Consider the following 25,633-nt stretch of genomic DNA (forward strand, 5'->3'; position numbering starts at 1 on the left):
TACTCCACTGTTTTCAGTAAATTTGATCTTTCATTACAACAATAAAAAAACAGAAAAAACATGAGTATAACGCAGGTAAAAGCTTACGGAACCGAGGCGAAAGATAAAGACTTACAGGAAATGCAGATCGAGCGACGCGATGTGCGGCCAACAGACATTGAAATTGATATTCTGTACTGTGGCGTTTGTCACAGCGACCTACACACCGCAAGAAACGACTGGGGCGGAACTAAATACCCTTCGGTTCCGGGCCATGAAATTATTGGGAAAATCACAAGAATCGGTTCCGAAGTTACCAAATTCAAGGTCGGCGATCTGGCCGGCGTTGGCTGTCTGGTAGATTCGTGCAGAGAATGCGAAAGCTGCAAAAAAGATCTTGAACAGTACTGTTTGAACGGTTCCACTGGAACATACAACAGCAAAGACCAGTTTTTGGGAGGACATACTTTCGGCGGATATTCTGAAAAAGTGGTTGTTGATGAAGCCTTCGGATTACTGATTCCTGAAAACCTCGATCTGAAAGCGGTGGCACCATTGCTTTGCGCAGGAATTACAACTTGGTCTCCGCTGAAACACTGGAATGTAGGTCCCGGTTCGAAAGTGGCCGTTGTAGGTCTGGGCGGTTTGGGTCACATGGCGATTAAACTGGCAAAAGGTCTGGGCGCTGAAGTGACTTTATTCTCGAGAAGCCCCGATAAAATTCAGGATGCTTTAAATTTAGGCGCTGATGCGGTGGTGATTTCCACTTACGAAAACGAAATGGCGGCTGCAAAAGGAAAATTCGATCTGATTATCGACACCGTTCCCTACGATCATGATATCAATCCTTATATAACTACTTTAAATGTGAATGGAACTTTGGTTTTGGTGGGTTATATCGGCAAAATGGATGATGCACTTTTCACTCCATCCATGATTATGGGCAGAAGATCTGTTGCAGGATCTGTAATAGGCGGAATTAAAGAAACTCAGGAAATGCTTAATTTCTGCGGTGAACATAATATTCTTCCGGAAATTGAAATGATTAACATGCAGGACATTAACACGGCTTACGAAAGAATGCTGAAAAGTGATGTGAGATACCGGTTTGTTATCGATATGCAAAGTCTTAAAGGCTAAATTCGATAAACATTTATTAAAAATCCGGCAGTCATTCAGCCGGATTTTTTTTGAATATTATTTAAGGACTTTCTTTGCCGTACAGTTTTTTCCGTCGATAGGTTCTGTGATTTTCAGTCCGAGAATTTCGGCTACCATCGGATAAATATTGACGTTACGGAACTGCCCTATTCGCTTCCCTTTTTTGAAAGCCGGTCCCGAAGCCGCGAAACTTGCCTTCATCTCCGGAACTTTGAAAGGATTATAGCCGTGTTTGCCTGGCGTCTTGCGTGCGTTAGGTTCGAGAAAAATTTTTGGAGCGTGAGGTACGAGTAAAATCTGACCGATGCGGTTAAACCTGTCATCCGTAGTGCGGTAATGTAATCTTTTGGGGAACTTTTCAGTGAGATAGACTTCGTAATCCCTGGTTTTATTTTTCTTTAAGTTACGGTAAACCTGATTCAATTCGCTTTCATTTTTTACCGAAATGCGAAGCAAAGTCTGTGCATTGTTAACAATGAAACGGGTTTTATCCTGAAGCAGAGCCGGAATTTCAAGTGTGCTTTCTATATCTACATCAATCATCCCGTGATCTGATACAAAAATGAAATTCACATTTGGAAGCTGCAGTTCATTTACTTTCTCAATCAGTTTACCGATAGCGTCGTCGACAAACTGTACAGCATTTTGTAATTCCAGAGATTCAGATCCGTACAGATGTCCGTTTTTATCAACTTCAGGGAAATAAAAGGTAATGAAATGCGGTCTTTTTTCTTCGGGAAGTTTCAGCCAGTTCAGGACAATATTGATTTTTTCATCCGCTGTAAATTTTTCGTGATAATCGTAATAATAAGTAGGTCTTATCCCGCCGGCGTCGCTGTTTGAAGCTACCCAAAATAAAGAAGCTGACAGCAGTCCCTGTTGTTCGGCAAGACTCCAGAGCGGCATGCCGCCGAGCCAGGACCCGTCGGATATTTTTGACTGCATGCTCATCCCGAAAAGATCATTCCTTTTTTTATCGTAGAAATAATTATCAACAAAACCGGTGTGAGAAGGATAAAGTCCCGTAATCATCGTGTAGTGATTCGGTCCTGTAATCGAGGGATAACTGGGAATTACGGCCTTTGCTGAAACACCGTTTTCTGCCAGTTTCAGGATGTTTTTGGCGTTATACTTTTTAGCATAATCATGCCGGAATCCGTCGGCTGAGATTAAAATTACATAAGGTTTTGTAAGTGCCTGCGGTGTATTTTTCCTGTCCGCAACGACAATTTGTGCCGTATCACTCTGGGAAAATCCTAACACAGACAGCACGATAAAGAATCCTAAAAATAAACGTTTCATAATGGTATTTATCCTACAAATTTAAATGAAATTGTAATGGGATAAGGTTAAGTTCAGGTAATATGGGTTAGAAAAAAGTTAACATAAAATTCAGGCATCAACAATCAAAAAGCTCAATTCACCCAAATACAGTTAACATTTATTAACTAAATTTTAGAAATTATTAATAAAATATTACATTTGTAGAGAACTCTATATTTTACCATGAAAAAAATTCTACTTCTTCTCTTTGCCTTTTTATCCATAGCCACCACGGCACAACTCGACCGCGAACACTGGTTTGCGCCGATGGTGGACCGTGCGGTAAACGGTTCTAATTATCAAACTATTTACATGTCTACGAATGAAACAACTCCGTTTAAGGTGGATGTGTATAACAATAATACACTTATCGGCTCGGTAAATATCAGCAAAAATAATCCTGGTAAATTCAATGTGAACCGTAGTTATATTATCACCACCAATCAATCGGATTTATTCAGATCTGTATCAAAAGGTATTTATGTGAAAGGTGATAAACCTTTTTTTGCGAGTTTAAGGTTTTCCATTTTCAATCATGCGGAAATACTAACCTCCAAAGGAACAGCAGGCATAGGGACCGAGTTCCGGGCGGTGATGGCTGTGGCCAGAAAAACAGTAAATAACGGTAACAGCAATTTTATGGCAAGTGTGATGGCGACCGAAGACAACACAAACGTAACAGTCGCAGGGTTTAAGCCAGGTACCGTTTTCTCCGCAACCCCTCCCGGTATTGTAGGCAACAGTTTTACCTTCACGCTTAACAGAGGGCAATCGTATATTATAGATGGAATCTCATACGAATATCAAAATAAAGACAGTTTTATCGGATCAAAAATAACATCGGATAAACCGGTTACGATCACCAATGGAAATTTTAACGGGCAGTATGTTTCAACCAATGCCAACAGTACAGATATCTTAATGGATCAGGGCGTTCCGGTAGATAAACTGGGCCAGGAATTTGTGTTGATGAAGGGCAACGGAGATACCAATTCCGGCATGGAAAAAGCAATGATTGTAGCTACAGAAGATAACACCGAAATATATCTGAATAATGGTATAGCACCCGTGGCGGTAATAAATGCGGGACAATACTATGAAACTCCCAACAGCGCATATATTTTACAGGCCTTCAATCACTATAACATGCGCATTACTACCAATAAGAATGTATATGTTTACCAATTACTTGCTGGGGATCCCGGCTCTTCTATAATTGCAACCGGCGGGTTTAACTATATTCCTCCACTAAACTGTTATCTGCCTAAGAAGATTGATGAAATTGGCCTGATTGATGAGAATTTTTTCGAATCCAATTCTAATTCTAGCGGTATTTTAAATATACCAACCAAGCTGAATATCATCACTGAACGCGGTGCCACCATTGATGTAAAAAGAAACGGTACATCAATGGTGCTCAGTGCCCTAAATGGACCATTTAATGTAACCGGAAATCCTAACTGGGTTACCTACTCCATACCTGGGGTGTATGGAAATATCGCTGTCTTTTCTTCCAAAGCTGTTACTGCCGGTATTTCAGCAGGAGACGACGCCGTTGGCTACGGCGGTTATTTTGCAGGATTTTCTGCAATTCCTTTAATTACCAAAACTGCAGGCGAGTGTTTGCCGGGAGTAAAACTTGAGGTGACTGAAGGTTTCGATTCTTACGAATGGCTGATTAAAAATCCCGACGGAACGTACAGTCCGGCTCCGGGAACCAACAATACTTTTACGTATATTCCGCCACAGGCAGGGATTTATGCCGTAAAAGTAAAACAGGGATCGTGTGCAGAAATACAGACCCAGGATTTCAAATTCTATAACTGCACCACCTTTACGAATTACGACTTCAACAGCTGTGGCACCGAGACCATCACCCCCGTATTTGCTTTAAGCAGCCAGGCAGTAAATCCTTCCACCGTTCAGGTCGTAACACCGCCAACAAAAGGAACACTGAACATTGCTGCGGACGGAAAAATAACCTATACTGCAAATCCGGGCGTAAGCGGAACCGATACCTTTAAATTTTCCTTCTGTGGAATCGGACCGATTCCGGATTGCGAAACCGTGCAGATCACTATTAAAATGATCGAGAAATACAACAGGGTTCTGGAAGAATGTTCAACTACAGGTATCGCTACCTATAACTTATCCCTCGCTCCGGTTTCTCCTGACACCGATATTACCAAGACTTATTTCACCTCGCAGAACGGGGCTGAAAATGATATCGCTGCGGAGAGGATTTCTAATTTCACAGGATATACCACAGCGAATACCTCAGTATATGTCCGTATTAAAAACAGTATCGGCTGCGTTGCCGTGGCAAAAATTGATTTGCGTGCAAAACTGGCGCCCGAGGTAAAGGAAAATCTTTATACCAAATTACACTGTGATGAAGATGTGGACGGAAAGATCGACGGAATTTACAAGGTTGATTTGGCTACAATTACCCCGGTCGTTTTGGTACAGGCTTCCAACTTTGTGGTGAAATATTATGATACTCTTCCAAAAGCAACTGCCGGTCTGAATAATAACATTACAGGGATTTTCTCTTTTACAGGCAACACTTCTGTATGGATCAGAGTGGATGCACCGAATGGCTGTCCTCCTGTAATTAAAGAAATTCAGCTCAAAATCGGCACTAAATTCACGGTTACTACACCGCAGTCAAAAATCGTCTGCGACACTAACCTGGACAACACAGAAAGCATAAGCCTTAATGACTATCTTTCGATGTTCACCGGCGACACTTCAGCGACTGTGAAATTCTTCTCGACATTAGCAAACGCCCAGAACAATACACCGGCTATTGCAGCAAATCAGACCATTACTGCAGACAAGACCTTTTATTACAGATTTTCGAGAATTGGATTCTGTGATGAAATTGGTGTTCTTAATATTCTATTTAAAAAAGCTACCCCGTCAACAACACTTCCGGCAAATGTTACTGTTTGCCAGGGCGGTACAGCAACATTGGATGTAGGAACGGGTTACACAGGAATTCTCTGGAGCACCGGAGACAACACCCAAACAATTATTGCAGGTGCCGGGACTTATACTGTCGATTTCACCAATGCTGATGGCTGCACCTACCGACAGACCGTAACGGTAACCGATTCGCCGAAACCACAATGGAATGTTGCGGCTTACAATGCGGTGAACTGCGACGATAATTTCGACGGCATCATTAATGTGAGATTCTCCACCATTACACCGCTAATCGTACAGAACTCTGCGCTGTTTACCGTGGAATATTCACTTTTCTCGGACTTCAGGACACTTTTGCCTAACATCTGGACTTACTCTGCAGATACCCGGGTTTTTGTGAGAGCGTATTCAACGGTTTGTCCGGCTGAAGGAGAACAGATCGATTTCAAAATTGGGAATACGCTTCCCCTGATTGTTGCGACCGACACCGTAACAGTTTGTGACAATGACGCGAACGGTACGGAAAATATCAATCTGACAACGTACCGAAATCTATTTACCACCGACGCAGCTGCTACCGTAAGATATTTCGCAACGCTGGCAAATGCTCAGGCAAATACTCCGACAATCAGTGCTGCACAGGCAATTACCGGAAACAAAACTTTTTATTACAGATTCAAGAAAACAGGTTTCTGCGACGTAATCGGGACTTTAAATGTGGAGCTGAAAGCGGCAACTCCTTCTATCACACTTCCGGCAACGGTAAATGTGTGTCAGGGATCTACAACGACTTTAAATGTCGGAACCGGTTATACCGCAATTGCCTGGAGTACCGGTGCTACCACTCAGACGGTAACCCTGGGTGCAGGAAATTACTGGGTTGATCTTACCAACGCTTCAGGATGTGTTTACAGACAGAACGTAAAAGTGGTGGACTCTCCGAAACCAGTATGGAATATGGCGGCTTACAATGCAGTGAACTGTGATGATAATTTCGACGGCATCATTAATGTGAAATTCTCAACCATTACCCCGCTGATTGTACAGAACTCGGCGCTGTTTACCGTGGAATATTCACTCTCACCGGGTTTCACTACACTTCTGCCGAACGACTGGACGTATTCTTCAGATATCACGGTTTTTGTGAGAGCGTATTCAACAGTTTGTCCGGCTGAAGGAAAACAGATCGATTTCAAAATAGGGAATAGACTTCCTCTGATTACTCCTACGAACACAGTAACTGTATGCGACAATGATGTGAACGGTACGGAAAACATCAACCTCGCAACATATAGAAATTTATTTATCACCGATGCAGCTGCTACCGTAAGATATTTCGCAACACTGGCAAACGCTCAGGCAAACACTCCGACAATAAGTGCTGCACAGGCACTTACCGGAAACAAAACTTTTTATTACAGATTCAAGAAAACAGGTTTCTGCGATGTGATTGGTACTTTAAATATGGAACTGAAAGCCGGAACCCCTTCCACAACACTTCCGGCGACGGTAAATGTTTGTCAGGGTTCAACAACAACTTTAAATGTCGGAACCGGATATACCACCATTTTGTGGAGCACAGGCGCTGACACGCCCACAGTAAATGTAGGTGCAGGAAACTATTGGGTTGACCTTACCAACGCTTCAGGATGTGTCTACAGGCAGACCGTAACGGTAACAGATTCACCGAAACCTCAGTGGAATATCGCGGCATATAATGCGGTGAAATGTGATGATAATTTTGATGGCATCATTAATGTGAAATTCTCTGATATAACACCACTGATCGTACAGAACGCTGCGCTTTTTACAGTAGAATACTCGCTTTTCTCAGACTTCAGAACCTTGTTGCCTAACGACTGGACCTATACAACAGCAGCCACGGTATTTGTAAGAGCTTATTCTACAGTTTGTGGGGCCGAGGTAAAACAGATTGATTTCAAAGTCGGAAATTCTGTGCCACTGTTGCAGCCGAGTGCTACCGTAAAAGAATGCGATGATGATTCCGATGCAGTTAAAACGGTTAACCTGGCGAATTACAGACAACAGTTTACCACAGATACCGGAGTAACCGCCACCTATTACCAGACATTGGCTGATGCGCACAATAAGACCAATTCAATTTCGAATCAGGTGAGCGTTAATGGAAACGGAACTTATTATCTGAGATTCCATAAAAATAATTTCTGTGATGTTATTGGGGAATTAAAGGTTACTATTCAGATTCCGAAAGAATCAACACAACTTATAGACCAGCAAATCTGTCCGGGAACTACAACTGTGTTGGATGCAGGTCCGGGATTCGATGCATACCTGTGGAGCACAGGCGCAACAACTCCAAATGTAACCGTGCCGGTGGGTAATTATTGGGTAGATCTTACGCATAATGGATGTACTTACCGACAGACAGTTTCTGTGACTGCAGTTTCGCTTCCGGAAATCACTGGTGTTGTAATACAGGGAAGTACGGTAACCGTGACTGCCACAGGTGGAAACGCGCCTTATCAGTATGCAATTGACGGCGGCGCATATCAATCCTCCAATGTATTCACCAACGTGAGAGGCGGCGACCACATTGTGTCCGTAATTTCTGCTGACAACTGTAACCCTGTGACAGCGACCATAAATGTTATTGAACTTTACAATGCGATTACCCCCAATGGAGACGGCATTAATGACGTGCTGAATTACTCTGCGCTACTGAAAAAAGAGGAAGCATTCCTGCAGATTTATGACCGTTATGGTAAACTGGTTTTCACCGGAGATCAAAACAACCGATTTACCTGGGATGGTAAAATATCCGGAAAAAGTATGGGTACCGGAACGTTCTGGTATGTTATGAAATGGAAGGAACCGGGATCAAGCACCGTTACAGAATACAGCGGCTGGGTACTGGTAAAGAACAGAGAATAGCAAAAACAATTTCATAAAAAAACCTGAATTCCACGGATATTCAGGTTTTTTATTTTTGAATTTTATTATCATTCGCTTGAGGCGGTGAGTTTTATGAGCATCTTTTCAGTTTCTGTTTTCAGCTCTTCAATCCCATCATTATTAAAAATGATGAAATCAGCACGTTTTATTTTATCTTTTTCAGGCATCTGTTTGTCCATCACCGCTTCGATTTCGCGGTAGGTCTTGCCATCTCTGTCCATCACGCGCTTAATTCGGATATTGTCATCGGCGGTTACCAGAACTGATTGATAGCAGCTTTCATTCAGTTTTAATTCGAACAGCAAAGCGGTTTCTTTAAAGAGAAATTCAGCATCCTGAATTCCTACCCAGCTTTCAAAATCATTTTTAACAGCAGGATGAATTAAAGAATTGAGTTTCAGCAATAATTCCTGATTACCGAATACCCGTTCTGCAACATATCTGCGGTTATAAAAACCGTTCTCATCATAGGCTTCCTGCCCTAAAAGATTGATGATGCGTTGTTTTAAATCCTCATCAACATTTACAATGTCTTTGGCGCGGTCATCAGAATAATAAACCGGAAAGCCTGCTTCTTCTATGAATTTGGCCACCGTAGTTTTTCCGGAACCGATGCCGCCGGTTAACCCGACAATTTTCTGGGTTGCGGTTTCAGAATTCTGTATTGGATCTTCCATCATTTTAATATCCAAAAACGTCGTTCATGCTGAAAGTTTCATCAAGACGAACCCCTTTTTCAGTCATTTTCAGACTGGCAAGTTCGTTGTGGGCATCGTGTTCAAAAAAGAGCAGGTATTCATTATCTACACACTGCTTCAGAAATTTTGCTTTTTCCTCCATCGTCAATAGCGGACGTGTATCGTAACCCATTACATAAACTTGGGGAATATGCCCGGCTGTCGGGATTAAATCGGCCGCGAAAACAATGGTTTTTTCCTGATACTGAATTACGGGAAGCATCTGCTTTTCGGTATGTCCGTCTACAAAGATCACATCCATTTTAAGGTCTGGTGCGAAACCGTAATTTCCGTTGTTCGGAGTCGGCAAAAAGTTAAGCTGACCACTTTCCTGCATCGGGAGTATATTTTCTTTCAGAAAGCTTGCTTTTTCCCGTGGATTGGGTTGTGTTGCCCACTTCCAGTGTTCTTCATTGGTCCAGAAATGCGCATTTTTAAAAGCGGGACGGTAACCGGTTTTGTCATCATTCCATTCAATCGCGCCACCACAGTGGTCGAAATGAAGGTGAGTGAGGAAGACATCGGTAATATCTTCGCGTACAAAGCCGTATTTTTTCAGGTTTTTATCCAGGGAATCGTCGCCCCAAAGAGAATAATGTCCGAAGAATTTTTCGTCCTGTTTGTTTCCGAGTCCGCAATCGATAAGGATTAATTTTTTTCCGTCTTCTACCAAAAGTGATCGGGTCCCAAGTTCAATTAGGTTTCTTTCATCTGCAGGATTTGTTTTCTCCCAGATGGTCTTCGGGACGACGCCAAACATGGCACCGCCATCAAGCTTAAATTTTCCGCACTGTATAGGATAGAGTTTCATATATTTTGTTTTGTGATTTCTAAATTTTCTTTCATTTTCTCAGCGATTTTTATTGAATCCGCGTGATGGGTTTCTTTTAAACTGCTGATTATTCTTTCGGTATTCACCTCATCCCGGTTTTGTGAGAGTTTCGAGGCAATATGAATTTCTGTTGGAAAAATATTGATTCCGAAAGCTCCTCTCATTTCCTTCCTTACATATTCTTCGCCCATATTTTCTACCAACATGGGGCATTTCTGAGGTTTTTCATATTTGAATGTCAGCTTCCGCAGGTGTTCATAAAGTTCTTCATCCGTCATCAGTTTGATTTTTCCGCGGATTTGTACTGCTTCATAATTCCAGGTCGAAACGTTTTTGTGGTCGTACCACGAAGAGGAAATATAAGAGTTCGCACCGAGAAAATCACATAAAACTTCATCCCCGTCTTTCAGTACTTTCGCCTGAAAATTGCCTTTCGAAATATGCGTTTCCAGATAAAATCCTTCATCCGATTCATTCATCAAGAACATGGAATGTGTTGCTGCCAGTTTTTCCTGATCTGAAATCAAAAGGGCAAAACCGTTTTTACTGATGATTTCTTTCATCAGCTCCGAGTCTTCACTTCTGTAGATTTTGGGAATGTACATATTGGGCGGTAACTTTTATGAATAGTTATTTGCAGATCGCATCAGATATTTTCAGCAGTTCTTCGTCGGTACTTCCGAAAGAAATTGCTCTTTTGAAATCTTCGCAAGCGCTTTTCAGATCGCCTTTACCTAAAACAATTTTTCCTCTGGCAAAATATCCGTTAGGATCCTGTGTTGCCTCAACATATTTGTTTAAGTCCAGCATAGCCAGATCAGGCTTTTTCAATGACAGCTGCAGCATTGCCCTGTTATAATAATTTCCTGCGTATGAATCAGGATCCATTTCAATTGCTTTGTCCAGATCTTGAAGGGCAAGATCATTTTTTTCGGTCATATTGTACGCAAAGGATCGTAATGTATAGAGTTTTGCATCGGTGTAGCCCAATTTTTCTGCCTGGTTAAAGTCGGACACAGCACTTTCAAAATCCTTCAACAAATTGTAACTCAGTCCACGCGCAAAGAACGACTCGGCGTTTGCGGGATTTTTTTCTATCGATTTAGTAAATAATTTTGCGGCTTCATCAAAATGCTGATTGGCCATTTCTGCCTTTCCAAGCTGCAAATACTGAGTATCCTTTTTAGAGGCACACGCATTAAACAGAAGAAATATGATTACAGCTAAAATTTGCTTCATAAATAAAAAAATAGTTTAAAATAGCGTATCAGGTCGTTTCGGAACCGAAATATTGAGGTGTTTATAAGCTTTTTCAGTCACTTCTCTTCCTCTCGGCGTTCTGATAATGAAACCTTCCTGAATGAGAAACGGTTCATAAACTTCTTCCAAAGTTTCCGGGTTCTCTCCAATCGATGTCGCCAAAGCCGAAATCCCAACCGGTTTCCCGCGGAAGTTTTCAATCATCACGCGCATAATACGATTGTCCATATCATCAAGTCCGAACTCATCGACATTTAATGAATTCAGGGCAAATTTGGTTATCTCTATCTCGATTTCTCCGTTTCCTTTAATCTCCGCGAAATCTCTGACTCTTCTTAACAACGCGTTTGCAATTCTCGGAGTTCCGCGGCTTCTTCTGGCAATTTCCAGTGCGGCGTCTTCGTAGATTTTCACTCCCAAAACCCGCGCACTTCTTTCGATAATCATCCCTAGAAGTTCGATCGTATAATATTCCAGTCTGCTCTGGATTCCGAATCTGGCGAGCATAGGCTTGGTCAGCATTCCACTTCTTGTCGTCGCTCCAACCAAAGTAAAAGGATTCAAACCGATTTGTACAGAACGTGCATTCGGTCCGGTTTCGAGCATGATGTCGATTTTATAATCTTCCATGGCTGAATAAAGATATTCCTCTACAATAGGAGAAAGCCGGTGAATTTCATCAATGAAAAGAACATCGTTTTCTTCCAAATTAGTCAGTAATCCAGCAAGACTTCCGGGTTTGTCCAAAACCGGTCCGGAGGTAATTTTACATCCCACTCCCAGTTCGTTTGCAATGATATTTGCTAAAGTGGTTTTTCCGAGTCCCGGCGGACCGTGAAGAAGAACATGATCCAGCGCGCCGCCACGGTTTTTGGCAGCCGCCACGAAAACTTCCAGATTATCTAAAGTCTTCCTTTGTCCGGCAAAATCCTGAAAACTTTGGGGCCGGATTTTTTCTTCCTGCATCAGTTCATCATCCGAAAAATTCTCTCTATCTGCGTGCAAAAAATCGGGCATTTATTCTTAATTTGTATATTTTCAAAGGTAGAATTTTTTATTGAAATTAAGAAAACTAAGCCGCGAAGAATCGGTGCGCTATAAGCTGGCATTCTGAAGATTCAGAAAAAAGTTGCTGTGTTTTGGGTTTAAACATTAAATTTACCACTATGAAACTAATTGGTCCTTTTAAACAAATTGTTACACTTGCCAATCTTCCTTTACGTGGAAAACTAAGCGATAATCAGATTGAAATCATTGAAGACGGCGGAATTATTTCCGAAAACGGAATCATCCGAAAAACAGGAAATTTTAAAGACCTGCAGTCTGAATTTCCGGATATCAAAACCGACATTATTGATGAAGTACAGGTCGCACTACCGGCATTTACCGATTGCCATACCCACATCTGTTTCGGCGGAAACCGTGCCAATGACTTTGCAATGAGAAATGCCGGGAAAACTTATCTTGAAATTGCAGAAAGCGGCGGCGGAATCTGGAGTTCAGTTCAGCATACCAGAAACGCTTCGGAAGAAGAACTTCTTATAACAACATTAGAAAGAATCAACTTTTTGATTTCCTTAGGAATTACAACCATCGAAATAAAATCCGGTTACGGACTGGATGTAGAAAACGAACTTAAAATGCTCCGCGTCATCAAAAAAGCGCAAAGTCTTACAAAAGCGACTTTAGTTCCCACATGTCTATCCGCTCATTTAAAACCGAGAGATTTTGAAGGAAAAAATGAAGAATATCTGAATTATATTCTGGATGAAGTACTTCCTAAAGTAAAAGCAGAAAATCTCGCAAACCGTGTTGATATTTTTATTGAAAAATCAGCCTTTCAGCCGGAAGAAAGTAAAGCATTTTTATTGAAAGCGAAAGAAATGGATTTCGAAATCACTGTTCATGCTGATCAGTTCACGGCGGGAAGTTCGAGGATCGCGGTGGAAGTTGGAGCAAAATCTGCCGACCATCTGGAAGCGACCGTTGACGAAGATATTCAGTTTTTAGCAGATTCAGAAACCGTAGCTGTTGCGCTTCCCGGAGCAAGTTTAGGTTTGGGTGAAAAATTTACGCCTGCCAGAAAAATTCTGGATGCCGGCGGAATTTTAGCCATTGCAAGCGACTGGAATCCCGGTTCGGCACCGATGGGGAATTTAATTACTCAGGCTTCCATTTTGGCGACTTTTGAGAAACTTTCTACCGCAGAAGTTTTGGCAGGAATTACCTTCCGTTCGGCTTTTGCTTTAAGTTTAGAAGATCGCGGAACTTTAGAACAAGGTAAGAAAGCAGATTTCGTCACTTTTAAAACCGATAATTTTCAGAATGTATTTTATCAGCAAGGCAGTTTGAAAACCGAACATGTCTATATCGACGGGGAAAAGATTTAAAAAAATAATTTATCTTTATCAGCATTAAAAAAACAATCAATGAGCAATTTAGATGTATGGGAAGTTTTTATCCAGACAAAACCCGGATTATCCCATAAACACGCGGGAACAGTACAGGCGGCTACCGCAGAAACTGCACTTCAGGCGGCGAGAGATGTATACACCCGCCGAATGGAAGGTACCTCAATCTGGGTCGTTCCGAGCAAATATATGGTGACATCTGAAGGGGTAGACAAAGAAGCTTTTTTTGATCCTGCTGATGATAAACTCTACCGTCACCCTACTTTTTATCAGATTCCGAACGATGTGAAAAATATGTAAATGTTGGATGCTGGAAGCGGGAGGTCAGATGTTTTTTGACCATGCCAATCATCCAGCACCTGACATCCAACACCCAACAATAACAATGAATCCACTTTATAATTATATCTTAAAACTTGCCGACGATACTTTGATTTTCGGCCAGCGTTTAGGCGAACTTACGGGTCAGGGACCGTATCTTGAAGAAGATATCGCGCTTACGAATATTGCCCTGGATTATCTGGGACAGTCTAATAATTTATACAAATATGCAGCCCAGATTCAGGGCCAGGGAAAGACCGAGGATGACCTTGCTTTTCTGCGTCTGGAAAAAGAATATCTGAATTGCCAGCTCTCCGAATTACCCAACGGGGATTACGCAAATACAGTGCTGAAAGTGTATTTCTTTTCCCTATATCAGAAAATTCTGTATATGATTCTGACAAAAAGCAGCGATGAACAGCTTGCTGCGATTGCCGAAAAGTCTCTGAAAGAAGTAAAATACCATTATACCCACACTTCGACGTGGATCAAAATGTTTGCAGGCGGAACCGAAGAAAGCCAAACAAGACTCAAAACCGCCGTGGAAAACCTTTGGGAATATACTGCCGGAATGTTTGCAGAAACCGAAGGCGAAACGGATCTGGGCCATCTCGGAATTGCACCAAATGCGCAGGATCTCTATGAAAACTGGAAATTTTTAGTTGCCGAAGATTTCCGGAATTTCGGTATGGAAATCCCGGAAATCGAATTCATGCAGAAAGGTTCCAGAACCGGTTATCACACGGAATATTTCGGATTTATTTTATGTGAACTTCAGTATATGCAGAGAACGTATCCGAATTGTGTGTGGTAAAACTAATTAAATTGTTATCAGATTATTTTGAATTATCTATTAGAACTTCTTTCCGAGATTCCGGATCCTGAAATTCCCGTGATCAACATCGTGGAACTGGGGATTGTTCGGGAAGCGAAAATGATTTCTGATCGGGAGGCTGAAATTGTGATTACTCCCACCTATTCTGCCTGTCCCGCAATGTTTAATATTGAAGAGGATATTATTAAACTGTTTAAGGAAAAAGGAATTACCGCTAAAGTAATTACCAAAATCTCTCCCATCTGGACGACGGACTGGATTACCGATGAGGCTCGGGAAAAACTCCGCGTGTACGGAATTACACCGCCGGAAAAAGGGTCTCATGAAGATCACCTCAACATTCCAAAAAAATGTCCGAGATGCGGCTCGGAAAACACCAGACAGATCAGCCGTTTCGGTTCTACCCTCTGCAAAGCAAGTTATCAGTGCAATGACTGCCTGGAACCTTTCGATTATTTTAAATGCCACTGATTTAATTTACTGCATAGTTTTAATTCTTTCGGACTTAAAAAATATTGGTAAATTGGAGCAAATATAAACCCAATAACATGTACACTCATCTCGAAATAGAAACCCACCTTGAAGGCAAACTTCAAATCGCCTACCTCAATCAGCCAGAAACATACAATAGTTTAAACAAAACTTTGCTGAAAGAAATCCGGAGTTTCGTGCACGAAGGTTCTAAAAATCCCGAAGTACGGTGTCTCGCCATTTCCGGACGTGGAAAAGCGTTCTGCTCGGGTCAGAATCTTAAAGATGCAATGTCTTACGGTGGCGACGATGACGAAAGAGTAATCCAGAGAATTGTGATCGATTATTACAATCCTATGGTAAAGGAAATCGCAAAATGCAGAAAACCCGTTATATCCTTGGTGAATGGGCCCGCAGTAGGCGCCGGTGCGATGTTGGCATTGATATGTGACATTACTTTAGCGACCGAATCTTCTTATTTTTCGCAGGCTTTCGTAAATATCGGTTTGATTCCTGACACAGGCGGAACCTATTGGTTGCCAAAACTTTTGGGCCGTCAGCAGGCAAATTACCTCGCTTTTACGGGCAAGAAAATTTCTGCTACAGAAGCAAAAAACATGGGCTTGATTGCCGATGTCTTTGAAGATGAAAACTTTATGGTGAATTCGATGGGGATTTTAGAACAAATCTCCAATTTGCCAACAAAAGCAATTTCCTTAACCAAAAAAGCATTCAACGAATCTTATGATAACAATTTAAGCCAGCAGCTTGATCTGGAAGGAATCCTTCAGCAGGAAGCTGCGGAAAGCGCTGATTTTCTGGAAGGTGTCGCAGCGTTTTTAGACAAAAGAAAGCCAAATTATCAGGGAAAATAAATCAGTGTATGATGTAAAATGTATAAAGTACAATGTGCGGCAAAAATACATTCTACATTGTACATTTTACATTGTACAAAAATGAATAAAATAGGAATAATCGGCTCCGGAACCATGGGAATCGGCATTGCGCAGGTCGCAGCGACGGCTGGATGCGAAGTTTTTCTCTATGATGCGAATTCAGTTCAGACGGAAAAATCATTGCTGAATCTGCAGGAGACTTTGGACAAATTGGTCGGAAAGCAGAAAATTTCACTTGAGAGAAGTGAAGAAATCTTCAAGCGCATCAAAGCATGCTCAAATCTTTCCGGTCTTAAAGACTGCGATTTAGTGATTGAAGCCATCATCGAAAATAAAGAAATTAAAACAAAAGTCTTTCAGGACCTTGAAGGAATCGTCTCAGAAAAGTGCATTATTTCGAGTAATACTTCATCTATTTCAATTACTTCACTTCAGGCTGAACTTATAAAGCCCGAAAGATTTATCGGAATTCACTTTTTTAATCCTGCGCCGCTGATGCCTCTCGTAGAAGTAATTCCCGGACTTCTCACGAAAGAAGAATTAGCTCCGGAGATTTATACTTTAATGGAAACCTGGGGCAAAATTCCGGTTATTGCGAAAGATGTTCCCGGATTTATTGTGAACCGGATTGCAAGACCGTTTTACGGTGAGGCACTAAGAATTGTAGAGGAAAATATTGCGACCCCTGAACAGGTTGATGATGCGGTGCGGAGCTTGGGAAATTTCAAAATGGGACCTTTCGAGCTGATGGATTTAATTGGAATCGACATCAATTTTTCTGTTACCAAAACTGTTTATCAGGATTATTTTTACGATCCTAAATATAAACCCAGTTTGCTTCAGCAGCGTATGAGCGAGGCCAAATTACTGGGAAGAAAAACCGGAAAAGGCTTTTACGATTATTCCGAAAACGCTGAAAAGCCAGTTCCTCAAAAAGATGAAGAACTGTACGGAACGATTTTCATGAGAATTATTTCAATGCTTATCAATGAAGCGGTAGAAGCAAAAAGACTCGGGATTGCCAATGACGACGACCTGGAACTTGCTATGCAAAAAGGAGTAAATTACCCGAAAGGTTTACTCGCATGGGGAAAGGAAATCGGTTTTGATAACATTTCAGAAACGCTTCAAAACCTCTACGAAGAATACCAGGAAGAGCGTTACCGCCAAAGTCCCTTGTTAAAGAAAATGCAACTAAAAAAGATTTAAAATTATGAATCCAAAAATACTTCCTGCACTTGTTTCCGTGGCAGTTTCATTTATTATTCTTACCATCCTCAGTTTTTTTATGACCAAATTTCTTTTGAATTCCGATCAGGATTTTATGACGTTTTTTGAGGAAAAATGGTTAATTACACTTGCCGTGGTGGTTGTTTTTGTCGGTTATAAACATTTTTTCAGCACCAGAAAACAGTCTTAGAATAATCCGGAATTAAATTTCAAATTAACGAATTATCGAATTAATATGTCACCACTTGAACTCGCCCAATATATGCTCAATCAGGACGCATTCTCGCAATGGATGGGAATAAAACTGATTGAAGTCCGCGAAAAATACTGCCTGATCGAAATGCCTGTAAAAGCAGAAATGATCAACGGCCTTCGAACCGTTCACGGAGGCGTTACATTTTCCCTCGCGGATTCTGCACTCGCTTTTTCAAGCAACAATACGAATGATGCTTCTGTGGCATTGCACTGCTCGGTGAACTTTACAAAAGCCGTGAGGCTGGGCGATACTTTAACCGCTGAAAGTATTTTAATATCCGATACGCGAAAAACCGGTGTATATGATATTTCTATCACCAACCAACATAAGGTCTTGGTGGCAACTTTCCGGGGAACAGTATATAAAATTGATAAAAAGGTGACGGATTTGTAAACATTATAAGTTGCCTGACCGGACAATCAGCGGGAATATAAAAGAATTTATACGGCTGATAAAGCTGAATTTTTAAAACTTCAAAAACAATTTTTGAAGTTTTTTTTATTTCGATGTAACAAAATTCCGAACTTCGTTGTCTTACCTATAAACTAAGCTATGACTCACGAAATTTTCAAGGATACGGTATTCTGTCTCAAGGATGAGATGTACCGTTTTGCGAAAAGATTCGTGATGAGCAGTGACGAAGCCGAAGATGTTGTACAGGATCTGATGGTGAAATTCTGGCAGAAAAAAGAAGAGATTGCCGCTTTCGGAAACATTAAATCCTATGCGATGAGATCGGTAAAAAATGAATGCCTGAACAGATTAAAGCATCACGACGTGAAAATGGGTTTTGCAGATTTTCAACTTCACCGAAGTGAGCTTTACCAGATCGAGACCAATAATCTGAAAGAACACATTCTGGATTTCATCAGGCAGCTTCCGGAAAAACAGAAAGCCGTGATTCACCTGAAAGATGTAGAAGAGTACGACATCTCGGAAATCGCAGAAATGCTGGAGATGGAAGAAAACGCAGTAAGAGTAAATCTGATGCGGGCCCGGCAGAAAATTAAAGAACAGATCACACAATTAATGAATTATGAAAACCGACAGATCACAGGATAAATACAACGAAATCTTCCAGGAACTCAGGGACGAAAAGATGAAATGGGATTTTGAGGATTTTCTGGCGGAAGCTGAAAAAGAAGAAAAACCTGTCATTAAAATTTCAGAAAAGAAAAGCGCATCTTTCCCGAAATTCTATTGGCTTGCGGCAAGTCTTGTACTGCTTGCTTCAGTGGGAGCGTTCTTTAAATTTATACAACCAAGCAGCATTCAGGAACAGAATGATTTGGTGAAAAACGAAATACTGAAACAAAAAGACGATTTCGGAAACGGTAATGAATTTGTCGCAATCCACACGAATGACTCTGTAAATGTAGCTTCAGACAGCTTAGTTACCGATTCGGCATACATCAGCAGCGATGAAGATGTGATGGATAAAATCCTCCCAAAAAGAGGAAGAATTAAAAGAAACCCGAGGCCTGTATTCGTTCAGAACGACACTCAGGTAAAATCTGCAAAAAAAACCACGGAGAAAGCTTCAAACTACGAATCTAACTACGTGATCATTAACGGCCAGAAAATCGAGAGCGAAGAGGAAGCAATTGATCTGGCGAAATATTCCTTCCGTATCCTGTCGGAAAATGTAACCAAAACGGTAGCGCAAACCGAGGCGCTACACAACCTAAACGACTACGAATAACCATTAATCCAGATGAATCATCGTTTCATCTTTTAAAAAAAATTATCATGAAAAAAACAATATTCATATTCGCCCTTTTATTTTCATTTTTTACCACGGTAAACGCACAGAAAGACAAACTTGACCAGCTTTTCGAAAAATATCAGGAAACTGATGGCGTAACCTCCATCAAAATCGCCAAGCCGATGTTTAATATGCTGAACAAGCTGAACATTAATGATTCTGAACTTGACCAGATTAAACCATTATTAAGCAAAATCAACGGTCTTAAAATTCTTATTGTGGAGAAACCTGAAACCAAAGGAACAGATGAAATCAAGCAGCTGAACATGTTCCAGAATCTTCAGAGCGATATTTCCAACTCCATCAAAAATCTGAAGTATGAGGAACTGATGACCGTGAACAGCAAAGACAATAAAATTAAATTTCTGTCTTCTGACGCTACCAATGGGATTTTAGACAATCTGCTTTTAAGCATCAATTCTGAAGGAAATACGGTTCTGATGATGCTCGACGGGAAAATCTCAATAGACGACGTGAACAAACTGGTGAATGAAGCCCAGAATACTTCCCTCAAATCCTCATTAGTAACTGAAAACGTAAGTCCAGGCGGCGTTACCCAGGTGCGCAGCGTAGGAAAATTTACCGGAATTAAAGCCTCAAGCGGGATTAAAGTGAATTTTACCCAAGGAAATAACCAGTCGGTGGTTGTAGAGACCGATCCTAATCTTCAGGAATATGTTTCGACAGAAGTAAAAGACGGAATCCTGGTAATTTCCATCAACAACAAAAACAATAAGAAATTAAACTTTAAAAAACTGTTGGTTACCGTGGAAGCGCCGAGACTTTCTTCTGTAGACGTAAGCTCCGGTGCATCTTTGATGACTGTAAACACGATTAAAGAAAATAATTTCAAAGCAGAAGTTTCGTCCGGCGCCAATCTTAACGCTGACGTAATTGCTGAAAAAACAGTTGATGTCGCAGTTTCTTCCGGTTCGACCGCCAAACTGGATGTTCAGTCGCAAAGTTTCATCCTTACAGGAACAAGCGGTTCAAGTTCCACGGTTGTTGGGAAAACAGCAAACGCATCATTCGATCTTACCAGTGCCGCAAGCTGCAATGCCAATGATTTTATAGCAAAATCGGCCACGGTTTCAGCAACATCCGGATCTAATTTGCGAGTTCAGGCCACAGAGGCATTGAGCGGCAGTGCAAGTTCCGGCGCCACAATCAGATACAAAGGAAATCCTAAAATTGAAAATGGAGGGACCAAAACTTCGAGTGGTGCAAGCATTAAACCTTTAAATTAGACCGTAAAATTAAAAAACAAACAACCATGAAAAATATTGCTTTCTTATTCGCTGCGGTGCTTTTGCTCTCACTACAATCATGCATCGTTTCCAGCACACCAAAAATGGGATTTTTTGATAATCAGCATTACGATTATAAAGACGCTAAATTTACCAGTATAAATGTTCCGATGTTTCTCGCTAAACCAATGGTTAAAAAGGCCCTGAAAGAAGACGGAGAAAGCGAAGAACTCATCAGCCTCATCAAAAAAATCTCCGATATTAAAGTGATGACGGTTGAGAATGGCAACAAAACAATGCTGGCAGATTTTGCCAAATATCTTACCAATAACCGCTTCGAAGAATGGATGACGGTAAAGAAAGAAAATGAAACCGTCAATTTTCAGGCAAAACAAAGCGGGGATGTCATTAAAAAACTGATGATCACGGTACATTCAGGCAGCGAATTGGTTTTTGTAGATGTTTCGGGAAAATTTACCGCCGATGACATTTCGAGAATTATCAATTACTCCGAAAGGAAAGATGTAAAAAAACTTGTTTCCAAATAAATTAAATTAAAATAACTGCAGATTTTCCTGTGGTTATTTTTTTTGGCGCCGGGAACCTGCTGTCGCTACTCGCTTTTTTTGGGCGGCGGCTTCGCCGCCGCCCAAAAAAAGAGCTCAGACACGCCGCTCCATCAGGGCTATTTTACCACCGTCTTCTAATGAAATCACGCTTAATAAAACCATAGTTTTCACTTTCAAAAAAAAAGCATAATTTTGCAAGAAAGTAAAGATGTCTATTCACAACAAAATCGTAGAAACTGCCATCACTTTCGATGACGTGCTTCTCATCCCTTCTTATTCTGAAGTTCTGCCCAATCAGGTCTCTCTAAAATCACGACTTTCCGACAAAATCACCCTCAACGCCCCAATCGTTTCCGCTGCAATGGATACCGTTACCGAAGGCGAAATGGCAATTGCGATGGCAAGAGTTGGCGGTATCGGTTTCATCCACAAAAACATGCCGATTGCCGAACAGGCCGTTCAGGTATACCGTGTAAAACGCTCAGAAAACGGGATGATCTCCGATCCTGTAACCTTATCAAAAGACCACACATTGGCTCAGGCTAAAGAAATGATGGCCAACTTTAAAATTTCGGGGTTACCCGTTGTCGATGAGGAAAACAAACTTATTGGAATCATTACCAACCGTGACGTAAAATACCAGGAAAATCTCGATGCAAAGGTGGAAGAACTGATGACTAAAGACAAACTCATCACTTCTGATAAAGAGACCAACCTTGAACAGGCGAAAGCAATTTTACTTAAAAACCGCGTGGAAAAACTTCCGATTGTGGACAAAGAATTTAAACTGGTAGGTTTAATTACGATAAAAGATATCGACAATCAGCTTGAATATCCTAACGCCAATAAAGACAAAAACGGAAGACTGATCGTAGGCGCCGGAGTGGGCGTTGGCGAAGACACGATGGACCGTGTGTCTGCACTGGTAAAAGCAGGTGTTGATATTATCGCAGTAGATTCTGCACACGGACATTCAAAAGGGGTTCTGGACAAAATCAGGGAAATTCGTAAAAGTTTTCCTGACCTCGATATCGTCGGCGGAAATATTGTCACCGCAGATGCCGCAAAAGATTTAATTAAAGCCGGTGCAAACATCCTGAAAGTAGGTGTTGGCCCAGGTTCTATCTGTACAACAAGAGTGGTCGCAGGTGTTGGTGTTCCTCAGCTTTCCGCGATTTATAATGTTTTTGAATATGCGAAAACTAAAAATGTAGCGGTAATTGCTGATGGCGGAATCAAACTTTCCGGTGATATCGTAAAAGCACTTGCTTCCGGCGCGAATGCCGTGATGCTGGGTTCTCTGCTTGCCGGAACTGATGAAGCACCGGGCGAAGAAATTATTTTTCAGGGAAGAAAATTCAAAGCTTATCAGGGAATGGGATCGCTATCTGCTATGAGACGCGGCGGTAAAGAAAGATATTTCCAAAGTGAAGCAAAGAAATTTGTTCCCGAAGGAATTGAAGGAAGAGTTCCACACAAAGGAAAATTAGAAGAAGTGGTATTTCAGCTAACCGGAGGAATCCGTGCCGGAATGGGCTACTGCGGAACAAAAGACATTGATACTTTACAGAAAGATGGGAAAATGGTCATGATTACCGGAAGCGGTCTAAAAGAATCTCATCCGCACGATGTGATTATTACTCAGGAGGCTCCGAATTATTCGCTATAAAATTTTCGATTAATTTAAAATAAAAAAAAAGGCTGCAGAAAACTGCAGCCCTTTTGTTTCAAAACCTAGTTAATTATTTTTTGATCACTTTTTTGCTTTCAGTAGATCCGTCAGCATAATTAATTTTTACCACGTAAGAACCTTTTGCAAGATTTTCAATGTTAAATGTAGTTTCAGTAGACTTCTTAGCTACTTTGCCTGAAAGGTCAAATAACGTAACATCAACAATCTTTTTAGCAGATTTAATATTGATTACATCTGTTGCAGGGTTAGGATAAACAGAAACAACAGATTTAACAGAGGCATCAGAAACCGCTAATAATGTTTCAACAGCACTTATTTTAAGGTTGTCGAATCCGGAATTATTAGTACCGCTTGCTACGAAATCAACTTCTGTAGGAAACCAACCAGACATTTTTTCGTAAGGTCCATAGGTAACGTCATTAATAGTTACAGTCATTTCACCAGTACCCATTACATCGTAAGTAAATTTAACTTTGTACCAGGTATTTGCTGTAACTGCTAAAGGCAACTCGATCCCACTTTCATCATTGTCGAAATCATCCTGGTCAGCCAAAAATACACCGTTGGTAGGACTCATATAGAGATCAGCAATTACATAATAATCGGAGTCTACATCATAAAACTGAATTTCTGCAGATGTACTTCCTGTATACATATCAAATTCTGCTACAAAAATGCCATTCGATGATGTTCTTGTGGACCATTTAGTATCATGGAAAATAAAAATACCATCAGCATTAGCAGCTGTACTTGCGAACTGAAAAGATTTTCCGTGATCAGCATCAATATTAGCAACTTTTGCCATTGCATTACTACCACCAAACCTTTCCCAGCCACCCTGTGTACCCAGATTCCCGGTATTGTAAGAATTAAAATTGTCGCTCCATAAGTTTTGCGAAAATGCGCTTACTGCAAAACCTACAGTCAAAGCAATAGATAAAAATCTCTTCATTGTATATAAATATTTAAATTGGGCGCTAAAATATGCTTTAATACTCGGTTTCACAAGAAATCCTTATGATTAGGGGTGATTTTTATATTAAATTCCCGAAAATAATGAAAATATAGCAGTTTTATTTTGATCTTGACTGGACTAAATATTGTTGTATTTAATTAATAGTTAGTTTTGCATATAAAAATGACACCGATCTATGAAAAACGTTTGCGTAGCTGCGCTCCTTTTCTTATTTATTCAGTGCGATGTTTTACCATCAAACTTTCCCGTTTACCAACCCGGCACCCCGACTGCGGTAATTCCAAATGAAAATAAAGAGTTTGCCGATTTGATGGAAAAAGACCAGGTCAACAAAAAGCAGAAGACCGCAGAGGTCCTCACCTATCTCCTGAACGATCCCGAGCCGGAAGATCCCTATACGGCAACAGTTATCGAGAACACTTCGAACTGTAACATTATTGTAAGGCTGGTGGCAGTAAACGGAAGTCAAATTTACAATCTTCCAATTCCCCGAAACGGTAAAAATCACTTTAAAATTGCCAAAGGAAATTACACGCTGAAATCAAATGTTTGTGAAGCCAAGTATTATTCGCAGAAATCGATTACTGAGCCGCTTATTCTGAAACTCACTGCAAATTAATTCTGGTGATTTACTGAAAACTATCGCAAGCATTATCCGAATGCTTAAAGTGATAAAACTCATGATCCACAATTTTCAGAAACAAATTAATTAGGATAACTTTGTCCTATTAAGATGTCACTAAATTAAATTATATATGAAACAGATTATCACAAGCTTTGCTCTCGCCCTTTTAGCACTTCAGGCATGTAAACAGAATCCGACCGAATCTTCGGCAACTTCAACCGAAAACGCAATGGAGATTAAAGTCAGCGGTGAAACAGAAACCCAACAGAAACTTAATCCCCCAATGCTTCCAGGCGCAATCGGAGACCGCGCAGCGAAAAAAGTTATCGTACATCTGGAAGCTACCGAAGAAGAAGGCGAACTTGCCGATGGCGTTACTTACAAATTCTGGACATTCAACAGTACCGTTCCGGGAACTTTCATCCGTATCCGCGTTGGCGACGAAGTTGAACTACACCTTAAAAATGCCAGCAACAGCGTAATGCCACATAATATCGACCTTCATGCCGTAAACGGACCTGGCGGTGGTGCTGAAGCGACTAACGTTGCCCCCGGAAAAACTGCAATTTTTAATTTCAAGGCACTTAATCCCGGTCTTTTTGTTTACCACTGTGCGGCAGCGCCGGTTCCAATGCACATTGCAAACGGGATGTACGGTTTAATTTTAGTGGAACCTGCAGGCGGATTGCCTAAAGTTGACCGCGAATATTACATCATGCAGAGTGAATTCTACACCAAAGGAAAAACCGACGAAAAAGGTCTTCAGGAGTTTGATCAGGACAAAGGTGTTGACGAAAATCCAAGTTATGTAGTTTTCAACGGAAAGAAAAACGCACTGATGGGCGACAAAATGCTCGAAGCTAAAGTAGGCGAAACGGTAAGACTTTACGTAGGAAACGCAGGACCTAACCTTGCATCTTCATTCCACGTGATTGGCGAAATTTTCGACAGAGTTTATGTGGAAGGCGGCACCAAAATCAATGAAAACGTTCAAACAACTTTAATTCCGGCTGGTGGAGCAGTAATCGTAGAGTTTAAAGTCGAGGAACCTGGAGAATATGTATTGGTAGACCACTCTATCTTCAGAGCGTTCAACAAAGGTGCTATCGGAAAACTGAAAGTTACAGGAGAAAAAAATCCAAAAGTTTTCCATAAAGTTCAGTAATAAAAATCTTTAATAGAAA

Annotated in this window: 23 protein-coding genes and 1 pseudogene; 17 read left to right on the plus strand and 7 right to left on the minus strand. The window is 41.0% G+C overall.

What is annotated here, in order from left to right:
• Positions 1-60 precede the first annotated feature (60 nt).
• Entirely contained in the window at positions 61-1,119 is a 1,059-nt protein-coding gene (locus tag KTV93_RS04575; RefSeq protein ID WP_218250142.1) for an NAD(P)-dependent alcohol dehydrogenase, read from the plus strand.
• 57 nt (positions 1,120-1,176) lie between these two features.
• On the opposite strand, the gene KTV93_RS04580 is transcribed toward KTV93_RS04575, so the two are convergent.
• On the minus strand, positions 1,177-2,442 hold the full coding sequence (locus tag KTV93_RS04580) for an alkaline phosphatase family protein (protein WP_218250143.1): 1,266 nt from the start codon (positions 2,440-2,442) through the stop codon (positions 1,177-1,179).
• Positions 2,443-2,646: 204 nt separating this feature from the next.
• Here KTV93_RS04580 and KTV93_RS04585 point away from each other — a divergent pair, with 204 nt between their 5' ends.
• Positions 2,647-8,304, plus strand: a complete 5,658-nt coding sequence (locus tag KTV93_RS04585) for a T9SS type B sorting domain-containing protein (RefSeq protein ID WP_218250144.1) — start codon at positions 2,647-2,649, stop codon at positions 8,302-8,304.
• A gap of 68 nt (positions 8,305-8,372) precedes the next feature.
• On the opposite strand, the gene coaE is transcribed toward KTV93_RS04585, so the two are convergent.
• The 5 genes from coaE to ruvB are packed head-to-tail and all read right to left on the minus strand — an operon-like array spanning position 8,373 to position 12,171.
• A complete protein-coding gene (coaE, locus tag KTV93_RS04590; RefSeq protein WP_256119001.1) occupies positions 8,373-9,005 on the minus strand; it encodes a dephospho-CoA kinase in 633 nt (210 codons plus the stop codon).
• A gap of 1 nt (position 9,006) precedes the next feature.
• Positions 9,007-9,873 carry an MBL fold metallo-hydrolase gene (locus KTV93_RS04595; RefSeq protein WP_218250145.1) on the minus strand — a complete coding sequence of 289 codons (867 nt, stop codon included), beginning with the start codon at positions 9,871-9,873 and terminating at the stop codon, positions 9,007-9,009.
• On the minus strand, positions 9,870-10,499 hold the full coding sequence (locus KTV93_RS04600; protein ID WP_218250146.1) for an FMN-binding negative transcriptional regulator: 630 nt from the start codon (positions 10,497-10,499) through the stop codon (positions 9,870-9,872). The genes KTV93_RS04595 and KTV93_RS04600 overlap by 4 nt, the downstream gene beginning before the upstream one ends.
• A gap of 25 nt (positions 10,500-10,524) precedes the next feature.
• Entirely contained in the window at positions 10,525-11,133 is a 609-nt protein-coding gene (locus tag KTV93_RS04605; RefSeq protein ID WP_218250147.1) for a tetratricopeptide repeat protein, read from the minus strand.
• Positions 11,134-11,148: 15 nt separating this feature from the next.
• Positions 11,149-12,171 (minus strand): Holliday junction branch migration DNA helicase RuvB, encoded by a 1,023-nt coding sequence (ruvB, locus tag KTV93_RS04610; RefSeq protein WP_218250148.1) that lies wholly within the window; start codon positions 12,169-12,171, stop codon positions 11,149-11,151.
• A gap of 149 nt (positions 12,172-12,320) precedes the next feature.
• On the opposite strand from ruvB, the gene hutI reads away from it, so the two are divergent.
• The 13 genes from hutI to guaB all read left to right on the plus strand — a co-directional run bounded on the left by hutI (position 12,321) and on the right by guaB (position 22,824).
• A complete protein-coding gene (hutI, locus tag KTV93_RS04615; protein WP_218250149.1) occupies positions 12,321-13,544 on the plus strand; it encodes an imidazolonepropionase in 1,224 nt (407 codons plus the stop codon).
• Positions 13,545-13,583: 39 nt separating this feature from the next.
• Positions 13,584-13,865, plus strand: coding sequence for a 1,2-phenylacetyl-CoA epoxidase subunit PaaB (paaB, locus tag KTV93_RS04620; protein ID WP_218250150.1), 282 nt, complete (start codon positions 13,584-13,586; stop codon positions 13,863-13,865).
• A gap of 28 nt (positions 13,866-13,893) precedes the next feature.
• A complete protein-coding gene (paaC, locus tag KTV93_RS04625; protein WP_256119088.1) occupies positions 13,894-14,700 on the plus strand; it encodes a 1,2-phenylacetyl-CoA epoxidase subunit PaaC in 807 nt (268 codons plus the stop codon).
• Between the two features lie 27 nt (positions 14,701-14,727).
• Positions 14,728-15,192, plus strand: a complete 465-nt coding sequence (gene paaD / locus KTV93_RS04630) for a 1,2-phenylacetyl-CoA epoxidase subunit PaaD (RefSeq protein WP_425256093.1) — start codon at positions 14,728-14,730, stop codon at positions 15,190-15,192.
• A gap of 77 nt (positions 15,193-15,269) precedes the next feature.
• On the plus strand, positions 15,270-16,067 hold the full coding sequence (locus KTV93_RS04635; protein ID WP_218250152.1) for an enoyl-CoA hydratase/isomerase family protein: 798 nt from the start codon (positions 15,270-15,272) through the stop codon (positions 16,065-16,067).
• Positions 16,068-16,148: 81 nt separating this feature from the next.
• Complete coding sequence (locus KTV93_RS04640; RefSeq protein ID WP_218250153.1) at positions 16,149-17,297, plus strand: 3-hydroxyacyl-CoA dehydrogenase NAD-binding domain-containing protein; 1,149 nt, start codon at positions 16,149-16,151, stop codon at positions 17,295-17,297.
• A 4-nt stretch (positions 17,298-17,301) separates the two neighbouring features.
• On the plus strand, positions 17,302-17,508 hold the full coding sequence (locus KTV93_RS04645; protein ID WP_218250154.1) for a hypothetical protein: 207 nt from the start codon (positions 17,302-17,304) through the stop codon (positions 17,506-17,508).
• Positions 17,509-17,553: 45 nt separating this feature from the next.
• Positions 17,554-17,967: a PaaI family thioesterase gene (locus tag KTV93_RS04650; RefSeq protein WP_218250155.1), complete on the plus strand. Its 414-nt coding sequence runs from the start codon at positions 17,554-17,556 to the stop codon at positions 17,965-17,967.
• 159 nt (positions 17,968-18,126) lie between these two features.
• Positions 18,127-18,636 carry an RNA polymerase sigma factor gene (locus KTV93_RS04655; RefSeq protein WP_218250156.1) on the plus strand — a complete coding sequence of 170 codons (510 nt, stop codon included), beginning with the start codon at positions 18,127-18,129 and terminating at the stop codon, positions 18,634-18,636.
• A complete protein-coding gene (locus KTV93_RS04660; RefSeq protein WP_218250157.1) occupies positions 18,611-19,276 on the plus strand; it encodes a hypothetical protein in 666 nt (221 codons plus the stop codon). The genes KTV93_RS04655 and KTV93_RS04660 overlap by 26 nt, the downstream gene beginning before the upstream one ends.
• A 47-nt stretch (positions 19,277-19,323) precedes the next feature.
• Positions 19,324-20,586 carry a DUF4252 domain-containing protein gene (locus KTV93_RS04665; protein WP_218250158.1) on the plus strand — a complete coding sequence of 421 codons (1,263 nt, stop codon included), beginning with the start codon at positions 19,324-19,326 and terminating at the stop codon, positions 20,584-20,586.
• Positions 20,587-20,612: 26 nt separating this feature from the next.
• Positions 20,613-21,134 carry a DUF4252 domain-containing protein gene (locus KTV93_RS04670; RefSeq protein WP_218250159.1) on the plus strand — a complete coding sequence of 174 codons (522 nt, stop codon included), beginning with the start codon at positions 20,613-20,615 and terminating at the stop codon, positions 21,132-21,134.
• Between the two features lie 229 nt (positions 21,135-21,363).
• Positions 21,364-22,824, plus strand: a complete 1,461-nt coding sequence (gene guaB, locus KTV93_RS04675; RefSeq protein WP_218250160.1) for an IMP dehydrogenase — start codon at positions 21,364-21,366, stop codon at positions 22,822-22,824.
• A gap of 73 nt (positions 22,825-22,897) precedes the next feature.
• Here guaB and KTV93_RS04680 read toward each other — a convergent pair whose 3' ends face one another.
• Positions 22,898-23,800: a T9SS type A sorting domain-containing protein gene (locus tag KTV93_RS04680; RefSeq protein WP_218250161.1), complete on the minus strand. Its 903-nt coding sequence runs from the start codon at positions 23,798-23,800 to the stop codon at positions 22,898-22,900.
• 199 nt (positions 23,801-23,999) lie between these two features.
• Between KTV93_RS04680 and KTV93_RS04685 the strand changes: the two genes are divergently transcribed.
• Complete coding sequence (locus tag KTV93_RS04685; RefSeq protein WP_218250162.1) at positions 24,000-24,443, plus strand: DUF6759 domain-containing protein; 444 nt, start codon at positions 24,000-24,002, stop codon at positions 24,441-24,443.
• Between the two features lie 136 nt (positions 24,444-24,579).
• Positions 24,580-25,599: pseudogene (gene nirK, locus KTV93_RS04690) on the plus strand (copper-containing nitrite reductase); the annotation flags it as partial.
• Between the last annotated feature and the right edge of the window lie 34 nt (positions 25,600-25,633).

The sequence above is a fragment of the Kaistella faecalis genome (assembly GCF_019195395.1).
In the GTDB taxonomy this organism is placed as follows: Bacteria; Bacteroidota; Bacteroidia; order Flavobacteriales; family Weeksellaceae; genus Kaistella; species Kaistella faecalis.